Raw genomic sequence first — 19848 nt, forward strand, 5'->3', positions numbered from 1 at the left:
CAAAATTAACGTACCTTTTATGGTGCCTGATGTTTGTGGTAATTATAAATTAACTTTATTTTTACGGTTCCAAAATACAATAATGGCTATTTATAAATTTAGAATTACTTTCGAAGATTTTGATGATGTTGTGAGAGAGATCGACATTAAATCAAACCAAACATTTGAAGACCTGCACAAGGCCATTCACCGATCTACAGGTTATAATGCCGAAAAATCTTCGTCTTTTTACGTAAGCACTGATAACTGGTTAAAAGGGGATGAAATTGCTTATTTACCAAATGAACGTAAAAAAGACCGTGTAGTTTTAATGGAAAACTCTAAATTGAGTGGCTTTATTGAAGATCCGCACCAAAAGTTTTACTATATCTATAATTTTGACCGTCCGTACGATTTTCATGTTGAGCTTGTAAAAATAATCTTGGATGCCGATCCTAATATCGAATATCCATTTTTGGCCAAAAGCAGTGGCGAAGCACCTAAAATTTTCGAAAGCAGCAATGCGCCTATTACCGATCCAGGTGTAGCTGTTGGTGCAACCGCAAGTGAATTTGATTTCTTAAATGAAATGAATTTTGTACCGGAAGATACAGATGAACTGGAAGCCATGGGAGAAATGGGCATCAACGAGGAAGAAAGAGATGAAGATGAGGAAAGTGAAGAAGATGAATTTGGAGATGAATTTTCGGACAGTGATAACTTCGAAGATGATAGCCACAAAGATGACTATTAATCAGGAATAATATTTTTAATTTTCAAAAAGCTGTCAAATAAAAATTGACAGCTTTTATTTTATACGAATACTGCTATGCTCCATAAAAAAACCTTAATCTCTATTGTTGGTCCCACAGCAATAGGCAAAACGGCTTTGGCTATTCAAATTGCCCGGCATTTTGGCACAGAGATTATCTCTGCAGATTCGCGTCAGTTTTTTAAGGAAATGGCCATCGGCACGGCCAAACCTGATGCAGAGGAGTTAGCAGCAGCAAAACATCATTTTATCGATTCACATTCGGTATCGCAATTGTTCAGTACCGGAGATTTTGAAATAGAAGGTCTTAAAACCCTTGATGAGATCTTTCAAAATCATGATGTAGCCATTATGGTTGGAGGATCAGGCCTGTATGTAAATGCCCTACTAAATGGTTTAGACGAAATGCCTGATATCGATTTATCGATCAGGGAAAAATTAAATAAACAGTTTGAAGAAGAAGGTTTAGCTGTTATACAAAATCAACTGGCTAAATCAGATCCTGAATATTTTGCTAAGGTAGATCAGCAAAATCCACAAAGAATGATCAGAGGCCTGGAAGTTTTCCTTTCAACCGGGCAGAAACTTTCATCCATGCTATCGGCTACCAAAAAAGAAAGACCTTTTAACATTATCAAAATCGGACTAAATACGGATAGGGCCATTTTATACAATAGAATAAACCAAAGGGTTGATCAAATGATTGCCAATGGATTATTGGAAGAAGTGAAGTCTTTAACACCTTTTAAACAGTATAATGCTTTAAATACCGTCGGATACAGTGAAATTTTCGATTATTTTGATGGGAAGTTATCATTAGAGGAGGCTATAGCTGCTATTAAACAGAATACCCGTCGCTTTGCAAAACGCCAGCTTACCTGGTTTAGAAGAGATGAGGAGATTAACTGGTTTGAGCCTGATGAAAGCAAGAAGGTGATAAACTATATCAGTGCGAACATCACAAATAGTAAGTAAAAAACTACAAAAACGTCATTTTAAAAGATGTTAATAATCTAGTTACACTTACATTATCAACAGAAAAATATTTAAGTTTGGTCAGGAAAACTTAAATATGAACCTATGAAAAACAAAAATCATCCCCTTAGGCTTTTGGCCGTATTATTTTTAAGCCTAACATTCTTAGCATCCTGTAAAAAGAACGAAACTTTAGCTGAAGAATCAAAGCCCGACATCTACAAAAACATCAAATTTATCAACGATTGGATTCCCCAAGAAGGAGTAGCGTTAGCTAAGGGTCCAAACAAACTTGCCGCCATTAAGGGCAGTCCATTAAACGACATTTTAACTTCCTGGGTAGCGCAGGGAAATATTTTCCAGCCCGGTAAAAATTTAAAAGTCGGTTTTCTAAATAACCCCAGCGTAATGAATGCTGAAACAGCAAGAGATCAGGTTTTTAATGGCATCAGGGCATGGTTTGCAATTAATGTTCCAAACATCAGTGTAAGTATCAGTTATATTACCAACGTTCAATCGGCAGATGTTAAAGTTGGATGGTATAAAGGCAATCATGGTGATGGTGCAAATAATGCATTCGACGGTCCGGGAGGAACACTTGCCCATGCTTTTTATCCAACAAACGGCGTTATCCACTTTGATGATGATGAAAATTGGTCTGCATCTTTATTTGGGCCAGAGCCTGGCACCATCGATTTAGCATCAGTGGCTGCGCACGAATTTGGTCATACAATTGGATTAAATCACTCAGAATGTAGTAATGCGACCATGACCCCTTATTATTTTGGATTAGCCATGCGAACCTTAAGTATTGACGATGTAGTGGGATCGAGAACCATTTATGGCAATAACCCGAATTATGAGAATGGAATGATCGGCAACCTCGATATGCCCGTTGGTCAGGAAGTTACCTTTACACTGTTTTACGGGTACGATTTTATATTCTCTCCTATCGGCAATCCACCTATCATGACATACAATCCCAATAACCAGCCACCTTTTAGGTATTCATCCTTAAATTGGGTAATGCCTCCGGGTGTTGATCTGATCAGTGGTCAGGTAACTTCTCAGGTTGTGATCAAACCAAACGGACAATTTACCGGAGATGTAATCATGAAAGCTTACATTTCTGATTGTAATGCAACAACTGAAATCAAATCAATGGTTGCAAATATTCATTATTAATTCTCAAAGTGATTAAAACAAATAAAGCCAATTCTGAATTCAGAACTGGCTTTATCATTACAGTGATGTAATAAGCTTACTTATCAGGAAATTTCACAGCCCTGTATTGAGTAATATCAATTGTTGGAATGGTAGAACCATATTTTGCATTAATCGCATCAATAAATACATTGGCAATTACTGCATTTCCGCGTGGGGTTAAATGGATACCATCTAAAGAGAATGCACCGCCCGTAATAAATGCTGCATTGATACCAACTCCCTGAAGATTTATTCCTGTTTTAACCTGGTTAAAATAAGTATAAGTATCAGCTATGGCTAAGCCTTTACTTGTAGCTAAAGATTTAATACTGCTGTTATAGCTGTTTACATAATCTTTTACTTTTATTACTTCATCTTTATCCAATACCCAGTTATTTGCAATTGGGTTTAATGGGTGTAAACCATAAGGAATAGCACCTGTGCCAAACAAACCAGCCGATTGGAAAGGCAAACGGATTAAATCTTCTGAAGTTGCTGCCCTTACCGCACCTGTTCCAGTTTGGATGTAAATTGCTGCCGCTGCCGGGTTAATGGCTTTAGCTGCATTTAACAAAGCTGCAGGGGTAACAGTATTAAAATATGGCACAGCAGTTACATCTGGAATGGTTGCCACAATACCTTTCTGACCACCAGCGGTTAAGGCATTTAACAAATTAGAATATAATGATGAAAATGTTACTTTATCTGTTAATACAGTAGTCGGATCACCAGTAACAGTAACTGCACCATTGGTGGCATAACCCAATACATCATTATTTCCTAACCAAAGCGAGAAAAAAGTATGGTTTCTGCCTTGAATAAACTGAAAATAATTGGTTTTACCTACCTGAGCATCGGTTAACAAACGCTCAAAATATGGATTGGCGGCACTAAAAGTAAGCGTTGGGTCGAAAGATAAATCGACGCGCATACCTGGAATACCTAGATTCTGTACTTCACCCGAATATTTAAACAAACGACTATTTGTTGGCGCATCTCGCCAACCATTACCTAATACTGGAGTTAAAGTTGGTGTACCATTTACTAAAGCAGTAAGTGAAATATATCCCGAACCGTTAGCTTGCGCATCAGTAAAAAACGGAGAGGTAAATGCTCCGCCACCAACTGAAGCCATTTTAGCTGCAATTAAATTTGGATAAGCGACTTTTTGGCCTTCTAAATATAAACCTCCATCAGCAAAACCTGAAGTCAAGGAGTTACCTACGGCAATGTATTTGCTAAAGTTAGCTTGTCCGGCAGTTGTACCTGCTGGTGTTTCAATTTCTGGTTTACAAGCTGCTGTAAAAAGAATGGCAGCAGCTACGAAACTATTTAATATATATTTTTTCATTTGTAATTTCTCCTACCATTTATAAGTTAACGAAATACCTGGTGCATAAACCAAAGTTTTAAAAGTACCATCTAAGCCAGTTTCGATGTTTTTCTGTTTACGTGATTTTACATCTTCAAAGAAAAAAGATGCATTCACCTCGAAATGACTTGTTGGCGTATAACCTAAACCCGCACTTAAAATATAACGATCAGCATCTGGTGCTTCTGGTGTTACGTAACCATCCTGTACCGGAGAAAAAGCATAACCTACACCGGCTCTTAATGCCAGTTTTTCTGAGGCCTGATGATTGATACCTAGTTTAAATGATGAACCATCACGGTAATTACGTGCCGATTTTGTATCAGCCAATGCAGAAGTATTTGTTGCATAATCAAACGCCAGGTCTTTGTAAATATGCCATTGTACCCAGCTAGCATCAAATGCTAAAACGGTACTTTTTGATAATGGTATACCTACACCTAAGCTAGTGGTTGCAGGCAAAGGTAATTCAGCATTAAAGGTATTACCTGCAGGGAAAGAAGATCTCAACGAATTTGGAACATCGAATTCTGCTGTACCACCATCTAACTTGGTAATTACTTTAGATTTATGTACGATGGCAAAAGAGATATTGCTTAATGTTTTAATGTATAAACCTGCATTCCATCCATAACCTGTTCCGGTACCATCTAAAGTAACATGACCAGAACGACCATCAGGATAGTTTACCGGAAGCGCCCTTTGAAGGTTTACATCACCATGGTTGTAAACAAAACCTGCTCCAATACCAATGCGATCAGTAATTTTAATACTTAAAGTTGGCTGAAAATAGATTGCTTTTAAATTTAATGAAGTTAGCGCATATTTACCCGACCAGTTATCGCCCCAATCTACCAAACCACCAAATGGTGTATAAACCCCCAGGCCTAGCTTCCACTTGTTTGATTTTGGTCCCCAAACGGCATAAAACTCGAAAGGCGGAGCAATTTTGTTTTTTACATCTTCTGTAACATTCGAACCGCTTTGTTTAAAAGCTGATTTAAATAATAATGGGTTTACACCTGCGGAAACTGAGTTTTTCTCTAAGAAAGTTACTGCACCGGGATTGTAAAATACAGAAGCCTCATCTAAAGCCAATGCAGAACCTGCACCAGCCATACCAATTTGTTTCTGACCTTGTAAATTAACCTGGAAACCCTGCCCCAAAACCCAAAGTGGGGCAGAAAGTAATACGCTCAATAAAATTTTTTTCATTTATAAATGGTTATATCACAAATATATACTATGCTAACATAGTAAGCAAATATTTGTTTGTAAGAATTTTATGCGTTTTAGGCTTGGGCAGTCGGCCCACCAAAACCCATTGGGAAAGGCGGTTCTTCTTGTGCTTTAATCCTGCCGTTTACAGCCTCGAATTTCTGAATGTTGTCTTCTAACGCTGATAATAAACGTTTTGCATGTTCCGGTGTCAAAATAATCCTCGATTTTACTTTTGCTTTAGGTATTCCGGGCATTACACGGATAAAATCCAATACAAATTCGGTATTAGAATGAGTAATAATGGCCAGATTAGAAAAAATTCCTTCTGCAATTTCTTCTGATAACTCTATGTTTAGCTGATTTTCGTTTTGTTGTTCTTCCATAATAGTTCAAAAATAAAAAATTCCGCTGCTTAATGGCTGAATTAAAAATATAAAGTGCTAAATAAATAAACCCGAGGCGCAAAGAGTTTCTTACTTCTCTAAAAAATCAAGCTCAGCAATTGCCAGGGTCTTTTTATTGCCTGCAATTGTAGTTGCCTTTAGCTGTATGTACTTTGTCGAAATTACATTTTTAAAGTAATGTGTTCTAGGTGTAGGGTCGTTAATCAGGTTACCAAATCCGAAGGTTTCAATATCTTTCCAGTTTTTACCATCATTACTGGTTTGCAGTATGCCTTTTTCAAGCATCCCATCGGCAAAATCGGTAGGTGGCGTATAAATAAAGCCTGTTAAATTGTGGTTACTGCCTAAATCAACAGCGATTTGATGTTGGCCATCATCATTTGATAACCAATAAGTTTCTTTTTCCGCATCTATAGCCATTGAAGCGGTATGATTTGCTTTCTCACTATCGCTGGTCAATAATATCCAGTCTTTCTTCACTATTCCAAATGTTTCAGTAGCCAAAGGCCCTTTTTCCTTATTGGTGATGGCAATCGCTTTTATCTCGCCTTTTGTAATCTGAAACGGTACGCTGTATTTCTTTGCTGATACATTGGGTACACTCCCATCGGTGGTATAATAAATTTCGATGCCTTTATTCAGGTTGGCCGTAGCATTTTCTCCGTGGGGTTTCCAGCCAAATTCATGTGTTTTTGGCGAAATGGTGGTTAAACCGTTTATGTCCTGGGCAAATTGCAATTGCGGTGGACGGGTGCGATAATAATGTGCCGATATGGTAGCTATGGCAGGATTAGCCCTCGATGATAAAATTGTTAAACGAAGTTTTGAGGTGGTTACTTCAGGGAAACGCAAAATGCGTTTATAGCCAATATTTGTTGCTTCAGCAATTTTTTGCCATTTGTTATTAATCCACGCCTCTATCTGGTGCTGCTCTACCCGTTCGCTATAGGCAGCAATTGCTTCCTGTAAAACAATCCGGTTTATTGTAATGGGTTTAGCAGTACTTATTTCTATGCTTTTCTGTTTATCATTTAACAATTGAAAGGTATTAATATTCTGATCTAATATTGCTTTCGGTCCATTTGCACCGGTAAATAGATTTTTACCATAGGTTTCGCTGATCCGTTTACCCACTTCATTGAGTACACTTACATCTTCATCAGAAAATTTTCCGTTCCGGTTAGGTGGAATATTGAGCAAAAACGTAGAGTTCCCTCCTACCGAGCGTTCGAAAATATCAAATACATCATCAGCACTGCGTACTTTTTGTTTCTCATCGTCACGGTAAAACCAGCCTTCTCTTATTGATGTATTGGTTTCGGCCTGTTGATAATGCAGGTATTTAGCTTTATAGAGTTGATTGTTGCTACCCAAATCTTTAGCTGTCAAATCCGGAAAATGTGCTGCTGTATCAGGATTTTCGCTATAGGGTAATACATTCCATTCTGTTTCGCGTGTTCCTCCAGCTTCGTTTCCACACCAACGGATATCTTCTTTACCAAAAATTACCGCTTTTGGTGCCAGGGTATGAATGAGTTTTTTCCAGGCCTGATAATTGTATTTCTGGCCGCCTTTGGTTTTAGGATGTGCACCATCAAACCATACCTCATCAACCGGACCGTATTCGGTTAACACTTCAAATAACTGGTTCAGAAAATATTCGTTATAATCGTCAACTTCGAACTTAAATTTGGTTTGGTTTGCAAAAGGCCGCCCAGCTACTTCGCGTGGAATAGTTCTGGTAGTTATTTTACTCAAATTGCCATACAATCCTTCAGGATTTTCAATCTGGTATAAATCTGCCGGAGATAAATAAATACCCAGTTTAAGACCATATTTTTTACAAGATGCAGATAGTTTTTTTAAAATATCACCTTTACCATTTTCAAAGTTTGAAGACATGATGCCGTGCTTGGTATACCTGCTCTGCCACAGTACAAAACCATCGTGGTGTTTTACGGTAATGATTACCATTTTCATGCCCGCCGATTTCATGCTCTGGCACCATTGATCGGTATGCAGTTCTTTTAAATCAAAAACCGTTGGATCTTCTTTTCCATTGCCCCATTCCATCTTTGTAAAAGTATTTGGGCCCATGTGAATAAATGCAATAAATTCATTTTTTAATGCACTTAACTGATTGGATGTGGGTACTACATGGCTTGCTTTCGCAATGATAGTGGCTTTACTATCTCCGGGGGTAACCGCAATAGTATTCTGTAATTTTAAGTTACTACTTTGCGCTACCGCAGTGGCAATAAATGACGCCATTAAAGCCGATGTAAAAATTAGTTTTCTCATTAAATTGTTTTGTACCTAAAATTACGTCTTGATTACAGCTGAACCATAAAGCATTTTGGCTGTTTATTAAGGTAAATTATCAAAAATCGATTTTCAGATCACTTATTTTTTAAGCGCTAAAATTTTTCGGATGACCTTTTCATAAGCATCTGCATATTGCATCATACCAAAATCGTTTGGGTGTGTACCATCAATCGTGCTATTATCGGTAAAGCCGATCTCCTTCGCTGTTAGGATATAAAGGCCTTTAATCCCCGATTGCTGCAATTTTTGATAGGTATTATTTAAAATCCCGGAGGTCCAGATGTATCTTCCTGTTAATTCGCTATCTAAATTCACCTGTGGTAAACCAGAGCTATGCTCAACCAGTAAAATAGGCGTATGAGGATGTTTTTCTTTTAAACTTTGCACAGAACTGGTAATTCGCTTCTCAATTTCTGCAGCAGGATAAATCTTTTGATCATACAGGTTAGGCTGGCAATCGAGTACAAAGAGCCTGGCATCTGTTTGATTCATTAAATCAATCAATGGGTTTTCTAACCGGCCATTACCTGAAAAACCTAAATTGATCACTTGCAGATTTAATTTCCTGCCCAAAATATTGAGCCAGGCCATTCCTGGCCTGCTTGCACTGGCTCCCTGCATAATAGAGGTCCCGTAAAATACTAAAGGTTCTTTTTCATTGGCGTCTTCTACCTTAAATTCATCATTTACACCCACTCCTATTTTTAACCATTTTGGCGTGTTGTAAAGCGGCAGATACAAGCGGAATTTCTTGATTTTTACTGCCAAATCAAAATTTGTATAACTATAAGTAACCGTATCTCTAAAGCTGTATGCGGCTTTTACCCAATGCCAGTTATTCTGCATATCCTGTGCATATAAATCGAGGCCGCTTACCCCCAGGGTTGGCATGTTATCTAAACTTTTGCCTCCTTTGAGCTGATATTTTACCACAATTTTCTTTGCAGTAGTTTTAAAGTCGAGGTATTCGCCTGCTGTATTTTTAGCTAATTCCCATACCTCTTTTCTCACCAACTGCTCTGCGGCTGTGAGTAAACGGTTATAATAATTTGCACTGTCGGTATTTTGCCAGGCTTTGCCTTTTAATTGAGAATTGATGCTGGCCTGTGGGTTAAACCATTTGAGATCACCTTGCGCATAGCTGGCTTTACAGTAGAGCATAGTAACAAATAACCCGGGCAAAATAACATTTAGTCTCATTTGTTATTGATTAAGCAGTGGTTTAACGCGTTGTAACATTTCATCAGCCGTAACGGTAGATAAGGATTTAATATTAAAATTTTCGAGTGCTTTATTTAACTCGGCAAGTGCTGCTGAATTTTTATTTTTGGTATATAATTGTTGTAATTGCTTAATTTTCTCAAAATCTTGTGCACCTTCGATCATTTTTTCGAACCTTACAGATGTTAACGGCCCTGGATAAACCATATAGGTGTCGCCAGCAGGCCAGGCAGTGAAACGGGTATCGATTAATGGATTTTTTGTCCAGCTGTTATAGGCCCAGCGTAAATAACCATTCATGTTTTTGCTGGCGGTGTACCAGCCCATCCATACCTGTTCTGCCGGAGAAGAAAAACTGAATGCATTTGGATAAGGTTCTGTACAGCAAGTGTACCAGGTACTGGTTTTACCTTCTGCATTACGTTTTTGTAGAACATCATCCGGAAATTCCCATTTAGATGCAATGCAATAATTATCGATATCTTTTTCTATTTCCTGGTGATATTCTCCTGCCAAAGCAAGTTTCCAATCTTTATCAACACTTTTTAATAGTTTGATTATAGCCTGCATGGCTTTCATCGGACGTTCGTCCATAGCAATATAGGTCTTCTGAAACCAGTTTTTTGATTTTAAATGTTTGGTGAAATCCGTAAGCATCGTTCTCCAAAAGGCATCGTAGGCAGGTGTACCTATGGCGTCAGTAAAAACTGCCTCTTTTTGGGAGGCTTCATCCCAATAGCTAAAAGCAATTTTCCATGGCACCATACTATAACAATTGATTCGCTGATTGATACCTGTGGTCATTACGAAAGAAACGTATTTATCAAATAAACTATAATCATAACTCCAGGTGCCATCCTTTTTCTTCGTCCATTTAATTAAACTTGGGTAATCATCAAAAGTTTGGTGCCCCCAGGGTTCGTTTACAATACTTGCGGTAATGGTTTTCTGGCCGGCATTGGCCAACATTGTATATATGGCTTCATTAAGGTAAAATGTTCATCGCTCCACAACTTAACCTGATGCTTACGGGCGATAGCCGCCGGGTGCTGCCATAAATCGAGGTCATATTTCCATAACGCAGGAGCGGGTAAAGTTTTATCAAGTACCTGAATCTTAATCGGCAGATCATATTCCTTTTCAGCTCTAATTTTGATCACCCCTGAGTAAATCCCTGCTTTAGTGGTGGAAGGAATTTTTATGCTCAACCAAACCGGTTGCGTATTCCTGGCATTAACGGCAATATTATTTGTTTTTGTATCAATGAGGTCGGCCACATAAGATGAATCAAAATCTGCGGCTTTACGGTATCCACAGCCATCTTTAAACTCATCGGTAATGACATATTTGATTATGCCTACGGTAATATTTTCTTTTTTAATGTCGTTGCCTTTTTGATCTTTGAGATCAGACAATTGTATACTTAAGTTTGCAACATTATTGTTTGCCCATAGTAACAACTGGGTGTGTATTTTTTCGCCTTTCCAGGCCGAGGCATTCCATGTATTTTGAACTGAAACTTCTGGAGGTACTTCTTTCGCAAACCTTACGTTACTGCTGGTGAAGCTAACATTTAACCCTTTAGTGGTGTTTTCCCATTGTTTGTTTAGGGTTTCGCTGCCTGGTCGTTTTGGTTTTTGAAGAGCCAAACTTACATCCTGGGCGGCACTTGTTAAACCTAAGCCCATCATTAATATCACTGATAAAAACTTCATAAACCTAAGTTAATGAAACCGATCAGAATAAGATTAAGAGATTGAAAAGCGGCGCTTACGCAAACGTTTGACGGATTGTAACGATATGGATAGATAAGATATCGATAGTAAAATAGAAAGAATTATTTAATCATAAAATTTACAATTCCTATCACAGATCCGATAATGGCTAAAAATTGAATTAACCCTACAACATAAATTGTTTTCTGCATACTAGCTATATCTTCTTTAGTAGCTAAAACATCACGTTTATTATCAAATTCATATTTAACCTCGCCTTTTAAAAAAGAAACCAATTGCCCTGCTTCTTGTTCGCCTAGTTTAGCTTTTAAGATCTGGAAAAGTTGAATTTCTGTAACACTCATGGATATAAATTTACATTAAAATACAAAATTTAAGGCAAAAAAAATCCCGATGTTTCACATCGGGATTAAAATTACTATTAGATTAAAATCTAAGCTTCTACTTCTTCTTGTTTCGAAGCTAATAATTTATCGTATTCTTCCTGAGAACCAACGATGATTCTTTCGTAACCACGTACACCAGTACCTGAAGGGATTAAGTGACCAACGATCACGTTTTCTTTCAAGCCTAACATATTATCGCGTTTACCTGCAATTGCTGCCTCATTTAATACTTTCGTAGTTTCCTGGAACGAAGCCGCAGAAATGAACGATTTAGTACCTAATGATGCACGTGTAATACCTTGTAAGATAGAACTTGCAGTTGCTGGTCTTGCATCTCTAACCGTGATCTGTTTTAAATCTTTACGTTTTAACTGAGAATTTTCGTCTCTTAATTTACGTAATGAAACAATCTGACCTGGTTTGATTTCTGTAGAATCACCTGCATCTTCAACAACTTTCTTGTCGTACATTGCATCGTTCTCATCGGCAAAATCCCAACGGTCAACAGCATTGTTTTCTAAGAAAATAGTATCACCCGGATCTTCAATGTGAACTTTCTGCATCATCTGGTGAACAATTACCTCGAAGTGCTTATCGTTAATTTTCACACCTTGTAAACGGTAAACCTCTTGAATACCATTTACCAGGTATTCCTGAACCGCTGCAGGGCCTTTAATTGATAAGATATCAGCAGGAGAAATTGAACCATCTGATAATGGCATACCCGCTTTCACAAAGTCATTATCCTGTACAAGGATGTGTTTAGACAATGGAACAAGGTATTTTTTAACTTCACCATCTTTTGATTCGATTGTGATCTCACGGTTACCACGTTTAACGCCACCTAAAGTTACCACACCATCAATCTCAGTTACTACCGCTGGGTTAGATGGGTTACGCGCTTCAAATAATTCCGTTACACGAGGTAAACCACCCGTAATATCCCTGGTTTTACCAGTTGCACGAGGAATCTTAGCGATAATCTGTCCAGTTTGGATAGTCTCACCTTCATCAACTGAAACGTGGGCTCCTACCGGAATGTTATAACCTTTGATGAATTCACCTTTCTTATCAACGATCTGAACTGAAGGGTTTTTCGTTTTATCACGTGTATCGATAATTACTTTTTCACGGTGACCAGTTTGCTCATCTGATTCTTCACGGAAGGTAACACCTTCAATAATGGCATCAAATTGTGCTTTACCGGCAAATTCTGATAGAATAACCGCGTTGTATGGATCCCATGAACAGATTTTATCACCTTTTGAAAGTTTATCACCTTCTTTTACGAATAAAAATGCACCGTAAGGAATGTTATTGGTTACAATGATACGTCCGGTTCCTGGTTCAACAATTTTGAACTCACCTGAACGACCTAATACGACCTGAACTGTTCCTTCTTCTGTTTGTGTATCAACAGTACGAATGTTTTCGAATTCGATTACACCGTCAAACTTAGCTACGATGTTTGATTCTGCAGCAATGTTTGATGCAGTACCACCCACGTGGAAAGTACGAAGTGTTAACTGTGTACCCGGCTCACCGATTGATTGTGCTGCAATTACACCAACTGCCTCACCTCTTTGAACACGTTTACCAGATGCTAAGTTACGACCGTAACACAATGCGCAAACACCACGTTTGTTCTCGCAAGTTAATACCGAACGAATTTCGATACCTTCTAAAGGAGACTCTTCAATCAGTTTAGCAACTTCTTCGTTAATATCTTCACCAGCACTTACTAATAATGTGTTATCCAAAGGATTGTAAACATCATGTAATGAAGTACGGCCTAAAATCCTGTCGTATAATGGCTCAACAATATCTTCCTGATCTTTTAACGCAGTTGTGTACATACCTCTTAAAGTACCACAATCAACAGAGTTAACAATCATATCTTGTGCAACATCATGTAAACGACGGGTTAGGTAACCCGCATCAGCTGTTTTTAACGCCGTATCCGCCAAACCTTTACGCGCACCGTGAGTAGAGATAAAGTACTCTAATACCGATAAACCTTCTTTAAAGTTTGATAAGATCGGGTTTTCAATGATATCACCACCTGAACCGGATTTTTGAGGTTTTGCCATCAAACCACGCATACCGCAAAGCTGACGAATCTGCTCTTTAGATCCACGTGCTCCAGAATCAAGCATCATATACACCGAGTTAAAACCTTGGTTATCGCTTGATAACTGGCTCATTACGAACGTAGTTAACCTGTTATTGATACGTGTCCAGATATCGATGATTTGGTTGTAACGCTCGTTGTTGGTAATGAAACCCATGTTATAGTTGTTTCTTACCTCTTCAACTTCGTTAGCAGCCTGCTCTAATAAAGTATGTTTCTCAACCGGAATGTTAACGTCTTGTAAGTTGAACGATAAACCTCCCTGGAATGCCATACGGAAACCTAATTCTTTGATATCATCCAAGAATTGAGAAGAACGTGCCATACCAGTCATTTTAACTACCTCACCGATAATATCTCTTAACGATTTTTTAGTTAATAACTCGTTGATGTAACCAACTTCTTCAGGAACCATCTGGTTAAACAATACCCTACCAACAGTAGTTTCAGTTAATTTATTAACGATAGAACCGTCATTTTGCTTAACATTTACCCTTACTTTGATAAAAGCATGAAGATCTAATTCTTTCTCGTTATAAGCGATAATCACTTCTTCCGGAGAATAGAAATTTGAATCCTGTCCTTTTACAACCCTTGTTTCGTCAGTTCTACGGCCTTTAGTAATGTAATAAAGACCCAAAACCATATCCTGAGATGGTACTGTAATCGGCGTACCGTTTGCAGGGTTCAAGATGTTGTGTGCAGCTAACATTAATACCTGGGCTTCCAAAATTGCTGCGTTACCTAGTGGTAAGTGGACAGCCATCTGGTCACCATCAAAATCGGCGTTGAATGCGGTACAAACTAATGGGTGTAACTGGATTGCTTTTCCTTCAATTAATTTTGGCTGGAAAGCCTGAATACCTAGTCTGTGTAGTGTAGGTGCACGGTTTAATAATACCGGGTGACCTTTTAATACATTTTCTAAGATATCCCAAACTAACGGATCTTTTCTATCAACAATTTTCTTAGCAGATTTAACTGTTTTTACCACACCACGTTCAATCATTTTACGAATGATGAATGGTTTGTAAAGCTCAGCAGCCATATCTTTAGGAATACCGCACTCGTGTAATTTCAGGCTAGGCCCTACAACAATTACCGAACGAGCTGAATAATCCACACGTTTACCCAATAAGTTCTGACGGAAACGACCTTGTTTACCTTTCAGGATATCTGAAAGTGATTTCAAAGCACGGTTACCTTCAGTTTTTACCGCGTTAACTTTACGTGAGTTATCAAATAACGAATCTACAGCTTCCTGCAACATACGTTTCTCGTTACGTAAAATTACCTCTGGTGCTTTAATCTCGATCAAACGTTTTAAACGGTTGTTACGGATAATTACACGACGGTATAAATCATTTAAATCGGAAGTAGCGAAACGGCCACCTTCTAATGGAACCAAAGGACGTAATTCTGGTGGAATAACCGGAACGATTTTAACAATCATCCACTCTGGGCGATTCTCGATACGTGTATTGGCACCACGGAAAGCTTCAACAACCTGAAGACGTTTTAAAGCCTCATTTTTACGTTGTTGAGAAGTTTCGTTAGCAGCCTGGTGACGTAGATCGTAAGACAAAGTATCTAAATCAATACGTTTTAATAAATCTTCTAATGCTTCAGCACCCATTTTGGCGATGAATTTATTAGGATCTTTATCGTCTAAATATTGGTTTTCTTTAGGTAATTTATCTAAGATATCTAAATATTCTTCCTCTGTTAAGAAGTCCATATAGTTGATACCTTCTTCAGCCATTAAACCTGACTGAATAACTACGTAACGCTCGTAATAGATAATTAAATCTAATTTTTTAGTAGGTAAACCTAATAAATAACCGATTTTGTTTGGTAAAGAGCGGAAGTACCAGATGTGCGCAACAGGAACCACTAAAGCAATGTGTCCCATACGCTCACGACGTACTTTTTTCTCCGTTACTTCAACACCACAACGATCGCAAACAATACCTTTATAACGGATACGTTTGTATTTACCGCAATGACATTCGTAATCTTTTACCGGACCAAAAATACGCTCACAGAACAAACCATCACGCTCAGGTTTGTAAGTACGGTAGTTAATGGTTTCTGGTTTCAACACCTCACCGCTTGAACGTTCCAAAATAATTTCTGGAGACGATAAGCTAATCGTGATGGATGTGAAATTGCTTTTTAATTTATTATCCTTTTTGTAAGACATACTTATGTAAGGTTAAAGGCGTAGGGTTTAAGGTTTAGGGCGTAGGGTTTAAAACCTTTCACCTTATACCTTAAACCTTCTACCTTATTTAATCTAATGTAATATCTAAACCTAAACCGCGTAACTCATGTACCAATACGTTAAACGATTCTGGCACACCTGGAGTTGGTAGGTTTTCACCTTTAACAATGGCTTCGTAAGTTTTGGCCCTTCCGATCACATCATCCGATTTAACGGTTAAGATCTCCTGAAGGATATTAGCTGCACCAAATGCCTCTAATGCCCAAACCTCCATCTCACCAAAACGCTGACCACCAAACTGAGCTTTACCACCCAAAGGTTGTTGTGTAATTAATGAGTATGGTCCGATTGAACGGGCGTGCATCTTATCATCAACCATGTGACCTAGTTTCAGCATGTAAATAATACCTACTGTTGTAGTCTGATCGAAACGCTCACCTGTTAAACCATTGTATAAGTAGGTTTTTCCTGAAGCAGGAACACCGGCTTTAGCAATCCATTCTTCCACTTCGTCATGAGTAGCACCATCAAAAATCGGGGTTGCAAATTTAACACCCAACTCCTGGCCTGCCCAAGCTAAAATGGTTTCGTAGATCTGACCAAGGTTCATACGTGAAGGTACACCCAGTGGGTTCAACACGATATCAACCGGACTACCATCAGCTAAGAAAGGCATATCTTCGTCACGTACAATACGTGCAACAATACCTTTGTTACCGTGGCGACCCGCCATTTTATCACCTACTTTTAACTTACGTTTTTTAGCAACATAAACTTTTGCCATTTGTACAATTCCCGATGGAAGCTCATCACCTACACTAATCGCGAATTTATCACGTTTGTAAGCACCAAGTTCTTCGTTAACACGGATACCGTAGTTGTGAAGCAACATTTTAATCAACTCGTTTTTATCATCATCAGTAGTCCATTTGTTAGGGCTGATGTGGTTATAATCAAGTTCTGCTAAAATTTTCTGCGTAAATTTAGCGCCTTTAGCAACCAATAATTCTTTGTAAATGTTAAATACACCTTGTGATGTTTTTCCGTTTACGATAGTGAATAATTTGTCTACTAATTCTGCTTTTAATTTCTCAGTGATATTGTTATATCCTTTATCTAATTTCTCAATTGCCGATTTTTCTTCAGCTTTTGTAGTTTTCTTAGCACGGCTGAATAATTTAGTATCAATTACTACACCCTGGATTGAAGGAGGAGTTTTTAAAGACGCATCTTTAACATCACCTGCTTTATCACCAAAAATTGCACGTAGTAATTTCTCTTCCGGTGAAGGATCAGATTCTCCTTTTGGAGTGATCTTACCAATTAAAATATCACCTTCTTTTACATCAGCACCAATACGGATAATACCATTTTCATCAAGGTCTTTAGTAGCCTCTTCAGAAACGTTAGGGATATCTGGTGTTAATTCCTCTTCTCCACGTTTAGTATCACGTACTTCTAATTCAAACTCTTCAATATGCAGTGAAGTGAAAACGTCATCACGAACAATACGCTCGTTGATTACAATCGCATCCTCAAAGTTGAAACCTTGCCAAGGCATGAATGCCACTTTCAAGTTTCTACCTAAGGCCAATTCACCGTTTTGAGTTGCATAACCTTCGCAAAGCACTTGTCCTTTAGTAACTTTCTGACCTTTTCTTACGATTGGCTTTAAGTTGATACAAGTATTCTGGTTGGTTTTTTTGAACTTAATTAAACGGTAAGTTTTGCTGTCACCTTCAAATGAAACCAAACGATCATCTTCGTTACGCTCATATTTAATGGTGATTTCATTAGCATCTACATATTCTACAACACCATCGCCTTCTGCATTGATCAAAGTTCTCGAGTCACGTGCAACGCGACCTTCTAAACCTGTACCAACAATTGGAGCTTCAGGACGTAACAAAGGCACGGCCTGACGTTGCATGTTCGATCCCATCAAAGCCCTGTTCGCATCATCATGTTCTAAGAACGGAATTAACGAAGCCGCAATTGAAGTAATCTGGTTAGGCGCAACGTCCATTAAGTCTAATTTCTCAGGCTCAATAATCGGGAAGTCACCCTCATAACGTGCTTTAACACGTGGTGTAGTAAAGTTACCTTTATCATCATACTCTGCGTTGGCCTGAGCGATGGTTTTACCATCTTCATCCTCAGCAGATAGATAAATAACGTCTGAATCTACAACTACTTTACCTTCTTCAACACGTTTGTAAGGTGTTTCAATGAAACCTAAATTGTTGATTTTTGCATGCACACAAAGTGATGAAATCAAACCAATGTTCGGTCCCTCAGGAGTTTCAATAGTACATAAACGACCATAGTGAGTATAGTGAACGTCACGTACCTCGAAACCGGCACGTTCACGCGATAAACCACCTGGACCTAAAGCCGATAAACGGCGTTTGTGAGTGATCTCTGCCAATGGATTTGTTTGATCCATAAACTGAGATAACTGGTTAGTACCAAAGAACGAGTTGATAACAGATGATAACGTACGGGCGTTGATCAAATCAGTCGGTGTAAAGACCTCGTTATCGCGGATATTCATACGCTCACGGATGGTTCTGGCCATACGGGCTAAACCTACACCAAATTGTGCGTACAATTGCTCACCTACCGTACGTACACGACGGTTAGACAAGTGATCGATATCATCTACTTCTTCTTTTGAGTTGATCAATTTGATCAGGTATTTCACAATTGCAATAATATCTGCTTTTGTTAATACTTTAACCTCATCAGGGGTATTCATTTTTAATTTACGGTTGATGCGGTAACGACCAACATCACCTAAATCATAACGTTTATCCGAGAAGAACAAACGATCAATGATACCACGAGCAGTTTCCTCATCAGGTGGTTCTGCATTACGCAAAGCACGGTAGATGTTTTCAACAGCTTCTTTTTCTGAGTTCGATGTATCTTTCTGTAATGTATTATATATAATGGTATAATCAGCCTGACTTGCGCCATCTTCTTTTGATAAGATGATGCTTTTTACGCCAGCCTCAATAACCATATCGATGTGTTCGTCTTCTAAAACGGTTTCTCTTTCAAGAATCACTTCATTACGGTCGATGGAAACTACCTCACCAGTATCTTCATCAACAAAATCTTCAACCCATTTTTTCAATACTCTTGCAGCCAGTTTACGACCGATGTATTTCTTTAAACCTGATTTGCTAACTTTTACTTCATCAGCAAGATCAAAAAGTTCCAAGATATCTTTATCAGAATCGTAACCGATAGCACGTAATAAAGTGGTAACCGGGAATTTTTTCTTACGATCGATATAAGCATACATCACGTTGTTAACGTCTGTAGCGAACTCGATCCATGAACCTTTGAAAGGAATAACACGTGCCGAATACAATTTGGTTCCGTTAGTGTGACGGCTTTGGCCGAAGAACACTCCTGGAGAACGGTGTAATTGGGAAACGATAACACGTTCCGCACCGTTGATAACAAACGTACCTTTTGGTGTCATATACGGGATAGTACCTAAGTACACGTCCTGGATAATGGTTTCAAAATCTTCATGTTCTACATCATTACAAGAAAGCTTTAGCTTTGCTTTTAATGGAACATTGTAGGTTAATCCACGCTCAATACACTCGTGTATATCGTAACGTGGCGGATCAACAAAATAATCAAGAAACTCTAATACGAAGATATTTCTTGAATCTGTTATTGGAAAGTTTTCAGCAAACACTTTGAACAAACCTTCGCTTGAGCGATCGTCTGATGTGGTATCTATCTGGAAAAATTCTCTGAATGATTGCAATTGCACATCCAGAAAATCCGGATAGTCTATAATGTGCTTACTAGTTGCAAAATTTACTCTTTGTTCGACTGTCTTTGCCAATGGACTAAAAGATTTTAGTTTAAGA

11 protein-coding genes and 1 pseudogene are annotated in these 19848 nt (G+C 38.3%); 3 read left to right on the plus strand and 9 right to left on the minus strand.

Annotated elements, in window-relative coordinates; translation table 11 throughout:
• Positions 1–82 precede the first annotated feature (82 nt).
• The 3 genes from U859_RS0110005 (at position 83) to U859_RS31015 (ending at position 2911) form a co-directional block, all read left to right on the plus strand.
• Positions 83–733 (plus strand): IS1096 element passenger TnpR family protein, encoded by a 651-nt coding sequence (locus U859_RS0110005; protein WP_025143246.1) that lies wholly within the window; start codon positions 83–85, stop codon positions 731–733.
• A gap of 75 nt (positions 734–808) precedes the next feature.
• Positions 809–1726, plus strand: a complete 918-nt coding sequence (gene miaA, locus U859_RS0110010) for a tRNA (adenosine(37)-N6)-dimethylallyltransferase MiaA (RefSeq protein WP_025143247.1) — start codon at positions 809–811, stop codon at positions 1724–1726.
• A gap of 105 nt (positions 1727–1831) precedes the next feature.
• Positions 1832–2911, plus strand: coding sequence for a matrixin family metalloprotease (locus U859_RS31015; RefSeq protein ID WP_025143248.1), 1080 nt, complete (start codon positions 1832–1834; stop codon positions 2909–2911).
• Positions 2912–2987: 76 nt separating this feature from the next.
• On the opposite strand, the gene U859_RS0110020 is transcribed toward U859_RS31015, so the two are convergent.
• From U859_RS0110020 to rpoB, 9 genes and pseudogenes are all read right to left on the minus strand, one after another.
• Positions 2988–4283 (minus strand): SGNH/GDSL hydrolase family protein, encoded by a 1296-nt coding sequence (locus U859_RS0110020; RefSeq protein ID WP_025143249.1) that lies wholly within the window; start codon positions 4281–4283, stop codon positions 2988–2990.
• 12 nt (positions 4284–4295) lie between these two features.
• Complete coding sequence (locus U859_RS0110025) at positions 4296–5519, minus strand: OmpP1/FadL family transporter (protein ID WP_025143250.1); 1224 nt, start codon at positions 5517–5519, stop codon at positions 4296–4298.
• 77 nt (positions 5520–5596) lie between these two features.
• The gene (locus U859_RS0110030; RefSeq protein ID WP_025143251.1) at positions 5597–5908 is read right to left on the minus strand and encodes a DUF3467 domain-containing protein; all 312 of its coding nucleotides are present in this window, start codon (positions 5906–5908) and stop codon (positions 5597–5599) included.
• Positions 5909–5998: 90 nt separating this feature from the next.
• Entirely contained in the window at positions 5999–8230 is a 2232-nt protein-coding gene (locus U859_RS0110035) for an alpha-L-fucosidase (RefSeq protein WP_025143252.1), read from the minus strand.
• Between the two features lie 102 nt (positions 8231–8332).
• Positions 8333–9454, minus strand: coding sequence for an SGNH/GDSL hydrolase family protein (locus tag U859_RS0110040; protein WP_025143253.1), 1122 nt, complete (start codon positions 9452–9454; stop codon positions 8333–8335).
• 3 nt (positions 9455–9457) lie between these two features.
• A pseudogene (locus U859_RS32645) lies at positions 9458–11190 on the minus strand (glycoside hydrolase domain-containing protein).
• A gap of 122 nt (positions 11191–11312) precedes the next feature.
• Positions 11313–11555 (minus strand): hypothetical protein, encoded by a 243-nt coding sequence (locus tag U859_RS0110050; RefSeq protein ID WP_025143254.1) that lies wholly within the window; start codon positions 11553–11555, stop codon positions 11313–11315.
• 89 nt (positions 11556–11644) lie between these two features.
• Entirely contained in the window at positions 11645–15931 is a 4287-nt protein-coding gene (rpoC, locus tag U859_RS0110055) for a DNA-directed RNA polymerase subunit beta' (protein WP_025143255.1), read from the minus strand.
• Positions 15932–16019: 88 nt separating this feature from the next.
• The gene (gene rpoB / locus U859_RS0110060) at positions 16020–19823 is read right to left on the minus strand and encodes a DNA-directed RNA polymerase subunit beta (protein WP_025143256.1); all 3804 of its coding nucleotides are present in this window, start codon (positions 19821–19823) and stop codon (positions 16020–16022) included.
• Positions 19824–19848 lie beyond the last annotated feature (25 nt).

Source organism: Pedobacter jeongneungensis (genome assembly GCF_000633455.1).
Taxonomy (GTDB): Bacteria; Bacteroidota; Bacteroidia; order Sphingobacteriales; family Sphingobacteriaceae; genus Pedobacter; species Pedobacter jeongneungensis_A.

Bases quoted from the DNA above. Each gene is read 5' to 3' on its own strand.
- U859_RS0110005 (WP_025143246.1), top strand. From the start codon at position 83: ATGGCTATTTATAAATTTAGAATTACTTTCGAAGATTTTGATGATGTT.
- miaA (WP_025143247.1), top strand. From the start codon at position 809: ATGCTCCATAAAAAAACCTTAATCTCTATTGTTGGTCCCACAGCAATA.
- U859_RS31015 (WP_025143248.1), top strand. From the start codon at position 1,832: ATGAAAAACAAAAATCATCCCCTTAGGCTTTTGGCCGTATTATTTTTA.
- U859_RS0110020 (WP_025143249.1), bottom strand. From the start codon at position 4,283: ATGAAAAAATATATATTAAATAGTTTCGTAGCTGCTGCCATTCTTTTT.
- U859_RS0110025 (WP_025143250.1), bottom strand. From the start codon at position 5,519: ATGAAAAAAATTTTATTGAGCGTATTACTTTCTGCCCCACTTTGGGTT.
- U859_RS0110030 (WP_025143251.1), bottom strand. From the start codon at position 5,908: ATGGAAGAACAACAAAACGAAAATCAGCTAAACATAGAGTTATCAGAA.
- U859_RS0110035 (WP_025143252.1), bottom strand. From the start codon at position 8,230: ATGAGAAAACTAATTTTTACATCGGCTTTAATGGCGTCATTTATTGCC.
- U859_RS0110040 (WP_025143253.1), bottom strand. From the start codon at position 9,454: ATGAGACTAAATGTTATTTTGCCCGGGTTATTTGTTACTATGCTCTAC.
- U859_RS0110050 (WP_025143254.1), bottom strand. From the start codon at position 11,555: ATGAGTGTTACAGAAATTCAACTTTTCCAGATCTTAAAAGCTAAACTA.
- rpoC (WP_025143255.1), bottom strand. From the start codon at position 15,931: ATGTCTTACAAAAAGGATAATAAATTAAAAAGCAATTTCACATCCATC.